Here is a 17,127-nt window from a genome sequence, read left to right as displayed (position 1 = left end):
ACCTTTGCGACCGAGAAATGGGCTATTTTGAGAAGAACAAGGAACGGATGCGGTATGCTGAATTTAAAAGGCTCGGGCTTTTTGTCGGCTCAGGCGTGCTTGAGGCCGGATGCCGTTCGGTGATTGGACAGAGGCTGAAACAATCGGGGATGCATTGGACGGTCGAAGGGGCAAATAAGATAATCGCCCTTCGATGCAGCATCATGAGCAATCGGTGGGAGGATTTCTGGGAGCAGCGGGCGTGCGCTTGAGGGTTTACCGACAAATTTGTCGCACACCCCAAGAGGAGGGGTCTGCGACAAAAAAGTAGGTAGAAGTTGACTCCCTCTTTTTTTCCAGCTATAATCTGAATGCCATAAGAAAAATAGAGGGTCAGCCTTTGATAATTTGATATTGGCGCCTCCCTATAAATCTGTAACCCGCCGGAAGAGCCCTTTCAGCATTATCTTTGGCATTATCTTTGGCCTTGATTTCGTACCCTTTCAGGTGTATGTTACGCGCAACGGGGCCGGCCCATAAGCTTGAAAATCATGTCTGACCCATCTCGGGATGAAATGACTATCCCGCATGGACGGCCAAAATGACAACAAGGTGATGGGGACAGGCGGACCTTCAGACTTTCATTGCTCCGAGAATAGACCGAGATCTGGGATAAGGTTGAGTGAATCTTGAAGTTTGACACGCGACCTTCTGCGTGCGGCTGTAAGGAAAGACCCTATGGATCTCTTGGATGAACTGAAGAAGCTGATCAAAAAACTAAGTGAGGAAAGGATCGAGTATGCTCTTTACGGGGGATTGGCCATGGCTGTCTATGCTCTGCCAAGGGCCACTCTTGACATTGATATCATGATCGAGTCGAGTTCCCTTGACAAGGCAAGGGATGCAGTTCGCGAGTTAGGATTCACCCTGGGCGCCGTGCCCATGGAGTTCCATGGCGGCAAGATCAATATACATCGCGTCACCAAGATTGAGCCCGTCACAGGCGAAACCCTCGTTCTGGATTTGCTCGTTGTCACGCATGAAATAGAGCGGGCGTGGGAGACCCGCACGAGGGTGGAATGGGAAGGAGGAACGCTCAGCGTTGTCTCGCCTGAAGGTCTGATTTTCCTGAAGTCCTTCCGCGGGAGCGGTCAGGATCAAGATGATATTCAATATCTGAGGAGTATCGGTGATGAAAGTTGATCTGAGTCCGGCTGCTGTTACGCTTCGGCTGAGACAGGTCAGTCAACTCCGGAGTGTTTGCTTGACGCTGGCAAAATCCAGCGCAGGTCTTGGAGTGCGACGGAGGCACTCAGCCAACAAAACGGTCAAGCGTACCTCACGTGCGCTCGGCCGCTGACCTCATCGAATTGAAAAGGGTCGAGGGTACCCAGACATTGATTATTTGATATGGGCGCCTCCCTATAAATCTGTAATCCGCCGGAAGAGCCCTTTGAGCTTGATGGACAGGGTGCGACGAGAGCCGGGCGCAAGATTGCCTCTATCAATCTCCCCTCACTCCTCTTTTCCAAAGAGGGGGAAATTCCTGGAACGATAAAATTGACTTTCCAAACATAAGAAATTATGTTACATTAACTTTATTTTATAACGTCATACGGAGACCGCATGAAAATCCAGATCTACAAAGGAGACATCCTGAAAGCCAAGGCAGATCTCCTGGTCGTGGGGATCTTTGAAGACGACAAAAAGCTCAAAGGGCCGGCAGCGGAGGTGAATGCCGCCCTGAAAAACGCCCTCCAGGGCGTGATGCGGGACGAGGACTTCAAGGGAGATTTCGAAAAAACCCTCCTTGTCCATTCGTTAGGGAGAATTTCTGCCAAGAGGGTCTGCCTGATCGGCCTGGGTAAAAGCAAGGAGTTTACAACAGACCGTCACCGCAGGACCTTTGCAAAGATGGTACAGACGGCAAAAAGCGTCCAGGCAGAAAGCCTCCTGAGCCCTTTTTTCGGATGGGGAGGCAAGGGGCTCAATGAAAAAGAGCTCTCTGAATCCGCGGCCGAAGGGGTCCTCCTCGGCGCCTATACCTTTGAAAAGTACAAGAAGAAAGAAAAAAAGCACGAACTGAGACGCGCCTCCTTCCTCGTGGAACCGGGGATGTCCATAACCAAAATCCAGGCAGGGATCCGGCAAGGGACCACGGCCGCCCAGGCCACCAACTTCGCGAGAGACCTCGTCAATGAACCGGGAAATGTGATCAACCCGGTCTCCCTTGCAAACACGGCCCGGCAGATCGCTAAAAAAACAGGTCTCTCCTGCAGGATCTTCAATGAGAAGCAGATCGCCGGCCTCGGAATGGGGGCCTACCTCGGTGTGGCCCAGGGGAGCAGCAATCCGCCCAGATTCATCCACCTGACTTACCGGCCGCGTGGAAAATCCGCTAAAAAGAGCATCGCCATTATCGGGAAAGGGATGACCTTCGACAGCGGCGGCCTTTCCCTCAAGCCTTCGGAGGCGATGCAGACCATGAAGATAGACAAGTCCGGAGCGTGCACGGTCCTGTCGGTCATGCAGTCCCTCCATCAAATCAGGCCCAATGTCGTGGTTCACGGCATTATCGCCGCGGCCGAGAACATGCCGGGAGGACGCGCCCAAAGGCCCGATGACATTGTAAGGACCATGAGCGGGAAGACCATCGAGGTTCTGAACACGGACGCCGAAGGGCGGTTGACCCTGGCCGATGCGCTGAGCTACGCCGTCAAACTCAAGCCCGATCAGATGATCGATCTCGCGACCCTGACCGGCGCCTGCGTGGTGGCGCTCGGAGAGTATACATCGGGTGTGATGGGAAATGATCAAACCTTCATCGACACATTCCTCAAGAGCGCAAAAGAGGCCGGGGAACAGATGTGGCCGCTTCCCTTTGATGACGACATGAAGGAGAAGCTCAAAAGCAGCGTGGCGGACCTGAAGAATATCGGAAACCGCTGGGGCGGCGCCATTACGGCGGGAATGTTTCTAAAAGAATTTGTGGGGGATACCCCCTGGATCCACATCGACATTGCCGGGCCGGCCTTCCACGAAAAAGGATGGGGCTGTAATCCAGGGGGGGCGACCGGCGTCGGCGTAAGATCTTTACTGCGTTATATCTCTACCTTGTAGATAGCCGCAGAAATCAACCATGAGCGGTAACAAAATCATCATCCACGGGATCGAGTTTTACGGATACCACGGGAACCTGCCGCAGGAACGGGAATTGGGGCAGCGTTTCCGGGTGGACCTTGAACTGATCATGGACGGCATCCCGGCCGGTTCAACGGACAGGATCGAGGATACCATTGATTATGCCTCCGTGGTGAATCATGTCCTTGAGATCTGCCGATCGGAACCATGCCGCCTGATCGAAGCCCTTGCGGAAAGGATCGCGGAAATGCTCCTTGAAATATTTTCTCCCGCGGAGGTGCAAGTCCGCGTCACCAAACCCCACCCACCCATCCCTGCGCCTGTCCAAAGCGTCGGTGTGGAGATCAACAGGAGACGAAGATGAATCTTGTATACATCGGTCTCGGGAGCAATATGGATGACCGGGCCCGGAACATCCGGACCGCGATCGAACATATGCGAAACAGCAAGGGACTGAAGGTCCTTCGGGTCTCTTCTTTTTACCGCACGGAACCCATGGGCTACGAGGACCAGGACTGGTTCCTGAATGCCGCGGCCGAGGTTTCGAGCTCCCTTCTTCCCCTGCAGGTCCTGGACCTGCTCCAGTCCATTGAGCAAAAAATGGAGAGGAGCACCCCGATTAAGTGGGGACCGAGGAATATTGATCTGGATATTCTCTTCTTCGGGGACAAGATCGTTGAAGAACCGGACCTGACCATCCCTCATCCCCTCGTGGAGCAGCGCCGGTTCGTTCTGGAGCCCTTGGCCGAACTCGCGCCGAACGGGATCCACCCCATCCATCAAAAGACCTTCCAGGAACTCCTGGATGAACTGGGCACGGCCCAAAAGGTTGAAAAGATTCAGGGGGATTCATGAGCAAGGAGAAACGATACCTTGCCGTCGAAGGGCCCATCGGCGTGGGCAAGACCAGTCTGGTCAACCTGCTCACCGAGCGCCTGGGGGCCGTGAAGATCCAGGAAAAGGTCCAGGAGAATCCCTTTCTTCCTCTTTTTTATTCAGACCGGAAGAAATATGCCTTTCAGACCCAGATGTCTTTTCTTCTCAGCCGGTACAACCAGCTTTTCCAGCTCAGGCAGATGGATCTGTTCCATGCCTGGACCGTGGCGGACTACATCCTGCCGAAGGACCGGATCTTTGCTTACATGAATCTCAGCGATCATGAACTCCCGATATACGAACAGATCTATGCCATATTAAACGAGCGCATCCCTTCTCCTGACCTGGTGATCTACCTGCAGGCCGGCACGGACGTGCTCATGAAAAGGATCAAAGGGAGAGGGAGGAGTTATGAAAATACCATCACCAAAGAATATGTCGAGGCCGTCAACCAGGCCTATGAATACTTCTTCTTTCATTACAGCGACACGCCCATGCTGGTGATCAAGACATCGGAAATCGATTTTGTTCGAAGCGCCGAGGACCTCGACGATTTAATCCGCCATATCCTTCAGATGGACAAGGGAACCCGTTATTACGCCCCTCTCTCCACCAAAGAGAAGAAGCGGGCGCCCCTGGACAAAGAAACCCTTTTTAAAGAATTTGAAATTTGAGATTTGAGATTTGAAATTTCAAATTTGAGATTATTTTGCCTTGGAGCGCAGCCTGAGGTACTCCCGTTTGGCCTGGATATGCCGGGGATTGATCTCGAGGGCGGCGGCAAAGGCCTCTTCAGCCATCTTCTTCTTTCCATATCTCAAATGCGCCTCTCCAAGGAAGGCATGATAGTCGGCATTCTTCGAGTCGGACTCCAGGGCCTTTTCGATCAGACGAGCGGCCTGCCGGTAATCCTTGTTCATCCGAGCGAGGGCGAGCCCGGTATAGGCATTGTAATCCGGGTCGTCGGGAACGAGTTCAAGGGCCTTCTCAAAAAATTCCGAGGCATCCACGTACCTTCCGGAGAACAGGAGACTCTTCCCTTTATTGAATAAGTCTTCGGCCTTCATGATGTGGCTGACTTCGATGTTCGGCCTGGTAAACTTCTGGAAGTCCGCGGCCGTGGCCCCTTCACCACGCTCCTTCAGGAAGTTGTCGTATTCCTTGCGGGTCTTGGGATCGGAGAGGGCTTCATAGGCCTCCCTGCCGGCAAGAAAAATATTGAGCATCAGATCCAAAATCTCCTTGTCCGTATATCGAAAACTCCTGTCGGGATGATATTCCTTTGTAAACCTGAAAAACGCCTTTTTAATCTCCCGGACATCAACCCCCGGATCCAGACCCAGTATCCTGTAATAGTTCTGTTTCCGGACCTCCTCCCATCTTTCCTTCGTCTCCGTAAGCGCTCGGGCGGTCTCTTCCTTTCTATCCTCATCGACCAGACTGCTGATCATGACCAAACCCAGTGAATAGAACCCGAAAATAACCTTGAGGATCTCCAGCCTTTGAAGCCCTGTGGCGGCGGCCATCTCTTCAATCTTCTTCTTTCTGCCCGCAAGTTCGAGGATCGTGACCTCGGTATCGGTCAGTTCCAATTCCCTGCGGGAAAGGGGCGGCGTCTCAACAACGTCGAAAAGGATATCCCATGTCTTAAAGACTTTCATGATCTCCTCTTCCTCAAAATAACGCCAGGTCCCCTCCATGATGATCCTGCCGGGGATCAATTTGAGTTGAATGATGTCGAGGCCTTGAATTTCCGTTTCAAAGAAACGGAGTTTTCCCTTGCGCCATCCGAAAAGGCTGATCAGGATCTCCTCAACCTTGGTCTTGGTCAGCCAGATCAGATCATTCGGGGTAATGATCCCCAGCTTGACCAGGGCGTTCCCTTGAAACATGTTCTCCTTGTCGGCCAGGGCTTTGACTTCCTGATACCGATCTTCCGTGATCTTCTTCTTCCGGAGCATGATGCTCCCGGACCGGTCGGATTCCATGTTTGAAGTGGCGAACACCATGGAACCCTCGTGGAAATAGACACGAATGTCCATGGGAGAAGCCATCAGTTGAAGAATGCCGGTCTGTCTCTGTTTCATGAGATCCAGGAGGATCTCGGAAAGCAGGATGTCGGCAAGATCGAGGGTCATCCGTTTTTTCTTCGGGTCCAGGGTCTCCCTGGCCATGACCGGCCTGGTCCTGCGCCGGATCTCCTCCTTGTCCCTGCCGGCACGGATGATCCCTTTTTCAAAGAGCCGGTTCAACGTGATACAAGATTCGGTCTGGGAGAGACCGCTGATATAGGTGATTTCCTTGGCCGTGGTTCTCCCGTCAATCCGGGAGAGGACAAAACCCTCCTCTACGCTCAAGTCCTTGGCGTCTTCCATGCGGAATCCCTTGGCGATCTCTAATACGGCGCTGGGAGACCCCAATGTTTTCAGCAGCTCATTCTGGACCGCGGTGATGGCTCGGGTCAGAAACCGGTCCGCTTCCTTGTTTTCGGGCTGGATCTTCATGATCCGCTCAAAGAAGGGTATGGCATCCGCAAAGCGCCCTTTCTGGTAGAAGGCCTTTCCCCGGCTGAGCAGACGTTTCACATCATCGTCATCTGTAATCTCATGCGGACTTCGGACACCCTTTTTAGTGATTTTGCCGTTATGGAACAGGTTATAGAGATCATTGCAGGTCTCAAAATCGTTCAAAGGGGACTGATCGCAGATATCGAGAATGGTATTCTTCCCGTTTACCAGGTTCCGCATGGCCTTCAGATCCCCGTCCTCCTCCTCTTCGGGAATTTGTTCTTCAAGGGCCAGGATGATGTCCAGGGAAGGAAAGGCCTCCTTGATTCTCTGCCATTCATCGATGCGCCGCATCCCCTCCATCAGGATAAAGTCTACCTTGATGGAGATGGGGATAGTCCTCGCCGCCGGGAGTCTTTCCTGAAAGATGAACTCCCCCTCCTTCCATGTGAAAAGATCATAAATGATCTGAGTGGCCTGACTCTCCAGAGCGGTGATAAAGTCCTTGGTCGTGAGATACCCCCTGGCCAGCAGGATATCCCCGATCAAGTCGCCCGTCTCCTTTTGCTTGATCAGCCCTTGATCCAGCTCTTCACGAGTGATCTTTTCCATCCGGATCAGGATCTCTCCCACCTTGTCCTTTGGGTTGTTCGAATTGGCCCCGATCACCGCCCCTTTCCTGAAAAAGAGGACCTTCTTTTCCTTGTCCTTCTCAAAAATCAGGGATCCGGTCTTCTGAGCCAGACCGATCCACTGCAGGACATCAGGAAGGGACATGATCTTGAGGCTTCCCTGAATCTTATTGGACATGAGGCCCCTTTACACACGGACTCGGTTCGTTCCCGTCATGAAAGGCCCGGGGCATATATTCCATACGAACATTCTTCAATGAATGAAAAAGTCTGGTCTTGAGGCCCGGGTTTTCCTTCTCGAGCTGGGCAAGCAGATTTTTGATCCGCCGCCGCCGGGACCCGGGTCCTCCCTCCTGACAGGCCTCTTCCCGGACCGGAAGCCCATGTTGACGGGCATACTCCCGGATCCACTCTTCCCGGCAGTAGGCGAGCGGACGGATCAAGACCAGATCCCCCTTGAACAGCTCTTGCCTGGGCATCATGGTGCTGATATTGCCCGCAAAAAACATGTTCATGAGACAGGTCTCGATCATGTCATCCATATGATGACCAAAGGCCACCTTCCTGCATCCGAGTTCGCGGGCCGTCTCAAAGAGGAGCTTTCTCCGGATCCGGGAACAGTGGAAACAGCAGCTCTCCGGAAGGTTTTGTGCCCCGCAGATCTCATATCCGATCCGGGTCTCAACCATCCGGAATAAAAACCCTTCACCCTGAAAATAATCGCTGAGAAGATCCACCTTGCTCCGGCACGTCCCCAGGTCCACATGCGCCGGGATCAAGGTGTAGTCGACCGGAGCGCGGGAGAGATGCCCTTTCAAAAGATGAAGAAGACTCAGGCTGTCCTTGCCCCCGGAGACAGCCACCAGGATCCTGTCCCCCGGATCAATCATCCTGTAATCAAAGAGGGCCTTGCCCATTTGACGCTTAATTCGCTTGTGAAACGCGGGCCCCCGGCCTTGCCTCATATTTCAAGATCTCCTGATCTGCTTCATCCAGTTTTTTCTCGATTTCCTCCCGCAGATCCTTATCCGTCATGTCCAATGCCAGAGCCATCAGATAAAAGGCCTTCTCTTTTTTCCGGTACAACGCCGGATCCACCAGGACCGTATGCCCTCCGGCCTTCCGGTAAGGTTTACCATCCTTTTCCGAGATGAAGAATTCCACTTTTTTGGAGCCGGCGGCCTGGCCCGCCTGATAATAAAGCCCGGCTTTTTGCTTCGGGTCCGCAGCGTATTCGGCGGCCCTGCTGAAATAGTCTGATGCCTCCTCGAAAAAGGCGTTCTGAAAATAAATCATCCCGATATGATCATAGACCAGAGGCTTGTCTATCATCCGGGCGTAGGGCCGCATTCCCTCTTCCTGACCGGAGACGATCGGAATAAAATAGACCTTGAGGTTTCTTGCGTCCAAAACACCTTTATCCTTGCTCATGTCCAGGATCTCGAACCAGAGCCGGATCGCATTATTGGCCATCCCCCGGTCCTTATACATGTCGGCAAGGGTCAATCGGTAAGCGAGATTCTGAGGATGTTCCCGGCTCATCCGCTCCAGAAGTTCTATCGCGAGCGAGGGATCGGTTTTGTACATGGCCCCCACTGTTTCATAGGAAGGATAGTAAAAATACTTCAGGGGGAAGGACGAACGGGCCGAGCGAATCGACTCATGGATGCTGGAACACCCTGAACCTGCCGCCAGGAGAAACAGGAGAACAAAAAGGTATGGTCTGAAAAATCGAAGCATCTGTTATCCATAAGCGATCGTTTTTATTTCATTAAAATATAACAAAGTCCCGTTTGTTTCAAGGGAAAAGTCAACGCTCATGATTTGCGCTATGCGTATTTTTAGGGATATAATAGGAACATGAACAAGGCGCAAGACAAGGATCTGAAAAAATACCCCTGCCCGGACTGTGAATTCTGCCAGTGGTGCAGCAACGACCGATGTCATCTCTGCAGACCCTCATCCGGGAAAAAATGCAGGAAAAAAAAGAAAAAGGGGCATCAGCCCCTTTTTCAGTCGTATTAATCTTTTTATTTCGGATATGAAATGGAGTTTATAAAATAACCCGGCGCTCTCCTGCTCTTTTGAAGCTTTTTAAAAACAGAGTGAGAACTTCTACCGGGTCTTCGTGTCCTTTTCCTCCTTCATCTTTTTCTGTTCGAATTTTTCGAGGCTTTCCACCAGACATCCGATCACATCCGTGGCCACGGAGATGATCTGCTGATCCGTACACCCGGCACGCTTGAGCGTCTTGAAGAAGGAAATGGCCACCTTCCTCGAGAAGTTTTCCGAATCCTCCAGGGCCTGGGTAATATGCTCTTCAAAATGCATGGGCTTTCCCCTCCATCGCAAACCGGCACGGACTATTCTGCAACGGAACTCCGCATTGATTTTATCATATCACCGGGAGCTTCCCTGCCAAGACCTTCCTCCGGGCCAATAGCCATGGGCCGCTTATGGCACGACATTGTATACGACGAGATCTTCATCATAACTCATCGCCGGGATCTCCGCCCTCCCTGCCATCTGATATTCGCCGGGGACCATCCCTAAAGGCAGCTTTTTGGAAATCGTTTTGTTCAAGGTGCCATTGGCCGGCACGGTCAAGGCACGCTGGACGAGGACAAGTTCGCTCCCATCCGGTTTGACCAGCGCCAGGGATATCACCGCGGTTTGAGGCGCGGGTTCATTGTTATGCAGGGTGAGGATGAAGGAGAGGATGCCTCCCGGAGAAAGGGTCGTGGACCCATTCGGGGTCACGGTAACCGTAACCTGCGGCGGCGGCAGCGTCAGCGAATGGTTGACATTCAGCCGGCCCCCGGTCAGCACGGGGAGCGACTTGTTATCCGCCCCCTGTAAGATCCTCCATTTCACTTCGTTGTTCGTAAGACTGGAATCAGAACCCATAAGAAGCGCAACCGCTCCGGCCACGTGCGGCGTGGCCATGGAGGTCCCGCTGAACAGGCTGTAGGTATTGTTCGGGGTGGTGCTGAGGATGTCCACGCCGGGGGCGCTCAGATCCACGGAATTTGTCCCATAGTTGGAAAAATAGGCAAGAAGATCATTGTGATCGGTAGCCGCCACCGCGATGATATTATTCAGATTATAGTTCGAGGGATAATTCGGCGTGACATCATTGTTATTCCCCTCGTTCCCCGCCGCGGCCACAAAGAGGCCCTTTGACGCCTGGATCGCGTTGAATTCGGACTGGCTGTAGGGACCGCCGCCGTAGCTGTTACTCGATACCCTGACGCCCATCATGGCTGCATAGTCTATGGCGCCGATGATATCCGATGAAGATGCTGAACATAAACCCAGAAACGACCTGAACGCCTTCAGGGGCATGATCTTCACATCCCAATTCACGCCGGTGACTCCGATCCCATTGTTTCCTCTTGCGCCGATGGTCCCGGCCGTGTGCGTCCCATGCCCGCCGCAGGCTGCATCGGTGTCCGACGGATCACTGTCATCATGGGCGAAGTCCCATCCATGGACATCATCAATAAAACCGTTGCCGTCATCATCCATTCCGTTGCCCGGGATCTCACCGGGATTCGTCCAGATATTCCCGGCCAGGTCCTCATGGTTGAGGTCGGCCCCGGAGTCGATCACGGCAACGACCCTATTCGGATCCCCCGTGGTCAGGCCCCAGGCCTCCGGGGCGTCAATGTCCGCATCGAATGTGCCGCCGGTCTGGCCCGTATTGTTCAAACCCCACATCTCCCCATACCTCGGATCGTTCGGCGCGGCATGGAGGCGACGGAGATAGTTGGGCTCCGCAAATTCCACCTCCGGCCGGCTTTTCAGAAATCTCACGACCGAGAGAACCGTATGGTTCGGAACCTTCAGAAGCATGATCGGAACAAGACGGAACTTTCTCACAACCTGCCCGTTAACCTGCGCCAGCACGACGTCTACGGCATGCTTCGCCGCATGGTCCTTGAAACCGACGAGAACCTCATCCGGAAGATATTCCGGTCTCTGCTCTGATTGCGCCTCAGCCATGCCCGTTGCAATCAAGATCCATAAACTCAGAACCCATAAACATGAAATTCCCTTTTTAATCAACCGCTTTGACATCATCAACCTCCTTTTCCTCGTTAAATAATTCTCTGTTTCTCCTACTTCCTAAAATAATATTGGACCTCATCTGCCATCTTATTCAAAGATGCATGGTTTACCGAAGATTGAAGCATACCAGCTTGAACTGAATTTGTAAAGAAACCGGCTGAATCTGGAAAAAACAACATACCCCATCTTACTTTTCCCGTTGGGACACTGAGCAGGCCATGCAGCAAAATGACGCTCAAATCTTCCGCGTGCCCCCGCCCATGCCCCTCAACATCCCCAACCCCAGCGAGGCCGCCCTGACCAACAGAAAGAACGGGGCCGCGGCGCCGATGAACGGATCCTTCTTAAAGGCGAACAGGGTAAAGGGAAGAAGAAACACACTTAGAAGGATTGCCGAAAAAAACAAAGCATATAAACCCAGCGGACGGAATAAAACTGTAAACGGCAAACATGCAAAAACAAGGAAGAGAAACAGGATCTGCAGTTTCAAAGTCTGCGGCGTATATGTGTCTTTGAGCATCTTATCCGGAAATCTTTTATAGACCACCATGCGCCAATAACCTCTCCAAAATTTGAGTCTCGCATATCTACGAATCGTATCAGGATGATTCAAATGATAGACAATGGCGTCAGGATTAAAAACCATCCGATAACCCAGCTTAGACATCCTGTAGGAAAACTCCGTGTCTTCATTGTTGGCTGCGGGAAAGCTGATATCGAAACCGCCCATTTTCAAGAATATCTCTTTGCGAAATCCCGCTGAATACGTGTCCACCATATCAATGGTTCCGGCCTTTTTAAGCATCGCAAATCTTTCCTCAAACTCCATCTGAGAAAATCTGGCCGTGAGACTTTTTTGCCGGGTCCGGTAAGCCCCTTTCACAGCCGCAACCTCTTTGTCATCGAATGGACGGACCATCTCTCTGATCCAGTGGACATCCGGTACACAGTCCGAATCCGTAAAAAGAACGATGTGACCTATGGCCTCTTTCACGCCCGTATTCCGGGCCGTTGCAGGCCCATGGTTTTTCTGATATAGGTATCTTACCGGATAGTTTTTCACCTGATCCGCCGTCCTGTCCGTGGATCCGTCGTCAATCACGATGACTTCGTAGCGCTCCTTGCTGATGGACTGGTTGAGCAAGGCGTTGAGACAACCATCCAGGGTGGAGACGGCATTATATGCCGGAACAATGACTGAATATTCGATCATGACAAATCCGGATCACGCTTATATGTCGGAACCTTTTAGAAGATATTTAAAAAATGTCCTGGCGGATTTTACGGTTCTCTTGATCTCTCTGGGATGAGCCATCATCTGTCCAAGCTTGTAAATCATATAACTCGGCCTGAGGTAAAAAGATCGTCTCGCATCATCACAGAATTTTACAAGTTCCCTGGAGGGGACATCCTCGGTCCTGATCACCGTGTTATGCAGCCCCTCAGGCGTGATCCATTTGGAAAAATCATCCGTGGCGATCAAGCCTCTCGTCTTGTACCAATCATAGGCCTCGGTTCCCGGATAGACCATGACCGGGTAGAACTGTACCGTATCGGGATTCAGCCTTTTTGCCAGTTCGAGCGTCTCGTTCATGGTCTCCCGGTCTTCTCCGGGAAGCCCAGCCATAAAGCAGCCGTGAATCAGGATGCCGGACTTTTTTGCATCCTGCATGAACTGCTCCATCTCTTCCAGTTTGATCTTTTTCTTCATATTATCCAAGATCCTTTGGCTCCCGCTTTCAAATCCCACGCATAAAGACCGGCAGCCTGCTTTCTTCATCAGGAGCATGGTCTCATAATCCAGCCCCACCCTCGCATTGGCCGTCCAGGATATCTTGACGCCTTCCTTCAAAATCAGTTCGGCGAATTCCTTGCAGCGCTTCTTATTGGCCGTGATGGTGTCATCCTCAAAAAAAATGGCCTTGGCCTGGGGGAATTCATCAACAATATATTTCATTTCAGCCACCACATTCTCAATGCTTCTTAACCGGAACTTCTTCCCCATCATGGTCTGGGGATAAACACAGAATACACAGGGAAAAGGACAGCCTCTGCTTGTTGTGATGGTGACCATGGGATAGAGGGCATTGGGATTGAAATAGTTTTCTATGTTGAGAAACTTCTTGTACACGCGGCTCACGAACGGTAATTCATCGAGGTTTTCTATGTGCGGCCTGAGAGGATTATGAATGATTTTCCCGTCGGCCCTGAAACTGATGCCTGAAACCTCTTTTAAATCTCCCTTTCTCTCCAATTTTTTCGCGAGGTCCAGAAGGGTATAATCATATTCATATCTTGTCACAGCATCCACTCTCGAATCGATTTTCAGACTCTCCCCAGGAAGGGCTGACACATGGGTGCCCACCAAGATGATGAACGAAGAGGGCAATAAGTCTTTCAATCTGCCGGCGACAGCGACGTCATTATAAATGCTCGGCGTGCTGGTTTCCAAGACCATCAGATGCGGCTGAAATTTCTTCACCCGATCAACGATATCATCTATGCTGTAACCGTCCGCCGGGGCGTCAACCAGATCGACTTCAAAGCCGTTCTCGATGAGCGCCCCTGCCGCATAGGCCAGCCACATGGGGAAATAGAGCGTCCCGCTCTTGGTCACGGCAGGACTTCGCTGCGGACGGGAGAAATGTTCTAAAAAAGGCGGATTCAATAAAAGTATCTTCATGGCGATTATTCCCCTCTCATATTATTTTAGGAACCGTTATTCCTCTCTGACGATCTTCTTGATGATCTCTCCGTACTGTTTCATCTGCTCTTCCATGAAACCGAGTTTGCCGTGAAACAAAATTGCATTCTCAGGGCAGACGCAGAAACAGTATAAACAGAATAAACATTTCTTACCCCGATTTCCCTTTGGATTTAATTCTCCTTCCTCTGCAAGGACGTCCGGCAGGGTTAAACCCGAAGGACAATAATCAGAACATTTCCCGCATTGCGTGCACCGCTTCATGTCGACCGAGAGGCCTGTGCATTCCATCTCGTCCTTGATAAAGACATCCTGCCTCAACCCTGTACGGTATAACAATTTCCCGCCCAGTTCGGTCGAGCATAAGAAGTTGAAAACCGGTGTGTTCCTCACGGCAAGAAAGTATCTCTGCCTTTTGGGGCTGTGGATGAAAGTCGCTATGGGTCCGGCTTTAGGCGGTGCGAATTTGAAAAGTTTTTCAAACTGAAATTCATTCACAAATTTGTGGTACTGCGAATTCACAATCCCTCTTTTCTCCGACTCCACGAGGGTTCTGACTTTTTTATGATTAAAAGAAGCGAACTTGGCACACATCAGATCTATTAAATAGGGGTCTGTCCCGATGAGAACCATTCCGGTCTTGACGGGCGTTCCGCGGGTGGGGCCGAGGCCTTCCATGGAGAAGATCGCGTCCACGATATGAAGATGGGGCTTTAGAAATTTATTGATATTGAGAATGTTCGCTTCAAGGGATTGATGGGTCTTCTTCTTGTTTTCCTGGCCTACCAGGCACCCCATAAGGTTCTTCAGGCATACACTCATGCCGTTCTCAAAATGGGTCTTGAGTTTCGGCATATTGATGAAGAGATCGGCTTCCATGCATTCTTTTGCAACACCCGCCTTGACACCTTTCTCAAATTCGACCTCCACGGTCTTGGAATAGTTTAAATCCTTCACTGAGACATCATAGTAGTCAGCCAGAGCATCAACCTTCAATCGACTGATCACGCTGATGTTATTCCTATAAAACCCGCTGTTTGTTCCTTCTCCAATGGTGATGTCCTGATAACCATTCTCTTTCAAAAGCTCAATGACTGCCGACAAGAGCCTGAGATCCGTGGTGTTGCCGGTCAGCGCGTTCATATTGCTGTTCAAATTGGGTTTGATTAGGATCTTTGCATTTCTGTCCGACGGCAGGAGATCGCCATACTTGCCCAGGAGCAATTTTTTAATCCCAGGTTTTAAATCTTTGGTGTTATATACATTTAGTGCATCGAATCTGAACATTACAATCTCAATTCCTTTGTAATTTCTCCAACTGCTGAAAGGACATCCTCCACTTCAATGTCTCTCATGCAGCCATGAAATCGTTTATTATGGCAAGAGCTTTCATCACAATGGCATCTGCATGGGTAATCTTTTTCAACAATCCTGTTCACGTTCCCGTATGGGGCCGTTTCGACGCTTTTCGACGGCCCGAAAATTGCAACGGTTGGGGTTTTCATTGATGCAGCGATATGCATCGGCGAGCTGTCATTGCAGATGAAAAGAGCCGACTCCGACAAGATTCCTGAAAGCTCTCTGAGAGTCAGTGCCCCAACAAGATCTGTCGGTCTGTGTCTCATTTCCCTCAGTATTTCATCAACGATGTCTCTTTCTCCTTTAGCCCCAAGCACAATGAGCGGTAAACCATAATCCTCAATAAGCCGGTCACATAATTTAGCGTACCGATCAGTCATCCATCTCTTCAGAGGGATTCTTGCCCCGGGGTGCACGGAAATAAAAGGTTTTCTGATTGAATTCTTCTCAAGAATCTCTCTGACCTTATTTTTTTCCCCTTCTGTAAGATAGACTCCCCAGTCGAGATCTCCGATATCACAGCCAAGGTATCTGATCATATCAAAATGATATTCAACCTTGTGTTTCAACCCGTTATAAGGAACAATATCCGTTAAAAGATAACCCCCGCCGCCGAAATCGTAACTCAGCTTGAACTTTGCCTTCAATGGCCAGACCAGAAACAGCAATTCCCTGATATCGCCCCGGGACTCAATCACCAGGTCAAATGATCTTTTTTTCAGCGCTTTAATAAATTCAAGATACTTTTTTTTCTGAGTAGGGTAAAACCAGAAGGGATCGTATGTGATCACATCGTCCAGATAAGGGTTGTTTTTCAGAACTTCTCCTGCTGGAGTTGATGTGAGAAAAGAGATCCTTGATCCTGGAAATTTTTCCTTCAATGGTTTCAGAATGGGCATTGTCATCACAACATCACCAATATAGGCAGTCCGGATGACCAGGATATCCCTGATCCCGTTATCCATGATTTTCCTGCTTTTTCTGGACAGCAGCTTTGGCAGAAAGATAATTTTTCCAATGGCATCCGCTGCAATGGTAGCCGCAAGCTTTTTCTTGTTTATAATCTTATACATTTCAATCTATAAAAAGGGGTGAATTGATTCCCTTCCTTACTTCTTCCCTCATACTATATAAAGTCATCGCCATATGATCAGGATGGTTCAGTAAATATTTCTCATAGTTTCTGATATACTTTTCAAGATTCAACCGCAGCATCTCCTCCCTGTCATCACTTTTTATAAGTTCCATCTCGGGTTCAATGATGACCCTCTGTTTTTTATCTTTGCCCCTCACAACGGCAAGGGGCAGAATCGGAGCGCCTGTTCTGATGCTCAAATCTATCAGGCCCGTTGAAAAGAGAGCAGTCCGCTCGAATAATCTGATCGGAATAAAATTTGTTCCCTGCCTCCCGTCAATCGTCACTCCTATCACTTCGTTCTTCTTCAATGCCTTTACGACCGGAAGAAGCGAAGACCGGATGGTCAGGACGCCGAAAGGATAGGTCTCCCTTTCATGATTCCTTAATTCAACCAGTTTCTTTTTTATATACCCTTCTCCTTTCAGAGGAGCCCCTGCAAAGGCGTTCACCCTGATCCCTTGAAAAGCAAGAGCAAGGAGGATCAGCAGAAAGGATCCGAAATGGAATTGTATCAGAAGCGCCCCTTTATTCTTTTGTAACGCGGTTTTCAGGTGATCGAGACCCTCTATGGAAGCAATCCTGTTGAAATATTCCGCATCAATCCGGCCGTAATAAAGATTTTCGAACAGCCTGTTGAAAAAATGATCAAAACTTGATCTGGCGATTCTGTTAATCTCTTTTTTGTTAAAACGGGACCCATACAGCAATTGAACTTCCTCT

Annotated in this window: 16 protein-coding genes; 6 read left to right on the top strand and 10 right to left on the bottom strand. The window is 50.5% G+C overall.

Annotation, left to right across the window (positions count from 1 at the left end; all coding sequences use genetic code 11):
- The first annotated feature begins 17 nt into the window (after positions 1-17).
- The 6 genes from AUK29_11040 (at position 18) to AUK29_11015 (ending at position 4,670) form a co-directional block, all read left to right on the top strand.
- On the top strand, positions 18-251 hold the full coding sequence (locus AUK29_11040) for a hypothetical protein (GenBank protein OIP60805.1): 234 nt from the start codon (positions 18-20) through the stop codon (positions 249-251).
- 466 nt (positions 252-717) lie between these two features.
- A complete protein-coding gene (locus tag AUK29_11035; protein ID OIP60804.1) occupies positions 718-1,182 on the top strand; it encodes a hypothetical protein in 465 nt (154 codons plus the stop codon).
- 423 nt (positions 1,183-1,605) lie between these two features.
- Complete coding sequence (locus AUK29_11030; protein ID OIP60803.1) at positions 1,606-3,099, top strand: leucyl aminopeptidase; 1,494 nt, start codon at positions 1,606-1,608, stop codon at positions 3,097-3,099.
- Between the two features lie 19 nt (positions 3,100-3,118).
- Positions 3,119-3,484 carry a dihydroneopterin aldolase gene (locus AUK29_11025; GenBank protein OIP60802.1) on the top strand — a complete coding sequence of 122 codons (366 nt, stop codon included), beginning with the start codon at positions 3,119-3,121 and terminating at the stop codon, positions 3,482-3,484.
- The gene (locus AUK29_11020) at positions 3,481-3,975 is read left to right on the top strand and encodes a 2-amino-4-hydroxy-6-hydroxymethyldihydropteridine diphosphokinase (protein OIP60801.1); all 495 of its coding nucleotides are present in this window, start codon (positions 3,481-3,483) and stop codon (positions 3,973-3,975) included. The genes AUK29_11025 and AUK29_11020 overlap by 4 nt, the downstream gene beginning before the upstream one ends.
- Entirely contained in the window at positions 3,972-4,670 is a 699-nt protein-coding gene (locus tag AUK29_11015) for a deoxynucleoside kinase (GenBank protein ID OIP60800.1), read from the top strand. The genes AUK29_11020 and AUK29_11015 overlap by 4 nt, the downstream gene beginning before the upstream one ends.
- Before the next feature lie 30 nt (positions 4,671-4,700).
- Here the strand turns inward: AUK29_11015 and AUK29_11010 are convergent, their stop codons facing one another.
- From AUK29_11010 to AUK29_10965, 10 genes are all read right to left on the bottom strand, one after another.
- The gene (locus AUK29_11010; protein ID OIP60799.1) at positions 4,701-7,313 is read right to left on the bottom strand and encodes a hypothetical protein; all 2,613 of its coding nucleotides are present in this window, start codon (positions 7,311-7,313) and stop codon (positions 4,701-4,703) included.
- Positions 7,303-8,052 carry a hypothetical protein gene (locus tag AUK29_11005; GenBank protein OIP60798.1) on the bottom strand — a complete coding sequence of 250 codons (750 nt, stop codon included), beginning with the start codon at positions 8,050-8,052 and terminating at the stop codon, positions 7,303-7,305. Before AUK29_11005 ends, AUK29_11010 begins: the two co-directional genes overlap by 11 nt.
- 7 nt (positions 8,053-8,059) lie before the next feature.
- Entirely contained in the window at positions 8,060-8,875 is an 816-nt protein-coding gene (locus AUK29_11000; protein OIP60797.1) for a hypothetical protein, read from the bottom strand.
- 375 nt (positions 8,876-9,250) lie between these two features.
- Complete coding sequence (locus tag AUK29_10995; GenBank protein ID OIP60796.1) at positions 9,251-9,466, bottom strand: hypothetical protein; 216 nt, start codon at positions 9,464-9,466, stop codon at positions 9,251-9,253.
- 123 nt (positions 9,467-9,589) lie between these two features.
- A complete protein-coding gene (locus AUK29_10990; GenBank protein OIP60795.1) occupies positions 9,590-11,215 on the bottom strand; it encodes a hypothetical protein in 1,626 nt (541 codons plus the stop codon).
- Positions 11,216-11,441: 226 nt separating this feature from the next.
- Entirely contained in the window at positions 11,442-12,419 is a 978-nt protein-coding gene (locus AUK29_10985) for a hypothetical protein (protein ID OIP60794.1), read from the bottom strand.
- Between the two features lie 18 nt (positions 12,420-12,437).
- Positions 12,438-13,889, bottom strand: a complete 1,452-nt coding sequence (locus AUK29_10980) for a B12-binding domain-containing radical SAM protein (GenBank protein ID OIP60793.1) — start codon at positions 13,887-13,889, stop codon at positions 12,438-12,440.
- A 36-nt stretch (positions 13,890-13,925) separates the two neighbouring features.
- Positions 13,926-15,197 (bottom strand): [Fe-S]-binding protein, encoded by a 1,272-nt coding sequence (locus tag AUK29_10975; protein OIP60792.1) that lies wholly within the window; start codon positions 15,195-15,197, stop codon positions 13,926-13,928.
- Complete coding sequence (locus tag AUK29_10970) at positions 15,197-16,342, bottom strand: hypothetical protein (protein OIP60791.1); 1,146 nt, start codon at positions 16,340-16,342, stop codon at positions 15,197-15,199. The genes AUK29_10975 and AUK29_10970 overlap by 1 nt, the downstream gene beginning before the upstream one ends.
- 1 nt (position 16,343) lies before the next feature.
- Positions 16,344-17,114 carry a hypothetical protein gene (locus AUK29_10965; protein OIP60790.1) on the bottom strand — a complete coding sequence of 257 codons (771 nt, stop codon included), beginning with the start codon at positions 17,112-17,114 and terminating at the stop codon, positions 16,344-16,346.
- Between the last annotated feature and the right edge of the window lie 13 nt (positions 17,115-17,127).

The sequence above is a fragment of the Nitrospirae bacterium CG2_30_53_67 genome, assembly GCA_001873285.1.
In the GTDB taxonomy this organism is placed as follows: Bacteria; CG2-30-53-67; CG2-30-53-67; order CG2-30-53-67; family CG2-30-53-67; genus CG2-30-53-67.
This window is presented reverse-complemented; position numbering and strand designations above follow the sequence as displayed.

Coding starts and splice junctions, on each gene's coding strand:
- AUK29_10995 (OIP60796.1), bottom strand. CDS start 9,466: ATGCATTTTGAAGAGCATATTACCCAGGCCCTGGAGGATTCGGAAAAC.
- AUK29_10985 (OIP60794.1), bottom strand. CDS start 12,419: ATGATCGAATATTCAGTCATTGTTCCGGCATATAATGCCGTCTCCACC.
- AUK29_11035 (OIP60804.1), top strand. CDS start 718: ATGGATCTCTTGGATGAACTGAAGAAGCTGATCAAAAAACTAAGTGAG.
- AUK29_11030 (OIP60803.1), top strand. CDS start 1,606: ATGAAAATCCAGATCTACAAAGGAGACATCCTGAAAGCCAAGGCAGAT.
- AUK29_10975 (OIP60792.1), bottom strand. CDS start 15,197: ATGTTCAGATTCGATGCACTAAATGTATATAACACCAAAGATTTAAAA.
- AUK29_10970 (OIP60791.1), bottom strand. CDS start 16,342: ATGTATAAGATTATAAACAAGAAAAAGCTTGCGGCTACCATTGCAGCG.
- AUK29_11020 (OIP60801.1), top strand. CDS start 3,481: ATGAATCTTGTATACATCGGTCTCGGGAGCAATATGGATGACCGGGCC.
- AUK29_11000 (OIP60797.1), bottom strand. CDS start 8,875: ATGCTTCGATTTTTCAGACCATACCTTTTTGTTCTCCTGTTTCTCCTG.
- AUK29_11040 (OIP60805.1), top strand. CDS start 18: ATGGGCTATTTTGAGAAGAACAAGGAACGGATGCGGTATGCTGAATTT.
- AUK29_11015 (OIP60800.1), top strand. CDS start 3,972: ATGAGCAAGGAGAAACGATACCTTGCCGTCGAAGGGCCCATCGGCGTG.
- AUK29_10980 (OIP60793.1), bottom strand. CDS start 13,889: ATGAAGATACTTTTATTGAATCCGCCTTTTTTAGAACATTTCTCCCGT.
- AUK29_10990 (OIP60795.1), bottom strand. CDS start 11,215: ATGTCAAAGCGGTTGATTAAAAAGGGAATTTCATGTTTATGGGTTCTG.
- AUK29_11010 (OIP60799.1), bottom strand. CDS start 7,313: ATGTCCAATAAGATTCAGGGAAGCCTCAAGATCATGTCCCTTCCTGAT.
- AUK29_11005 (OIP60798.1), bottom strand. CDS start 8,052: ATGGGCAAGGCCCTCTTTGATTACAGGATGATTGATCCGGGGGACAGG.
- AUK29_11025 (OIP60802.1), top strand. CDS start 3,119: ATGAGCGGTAACAAAATCATCATCCACGGGATCGAGTTTTACGGATAC.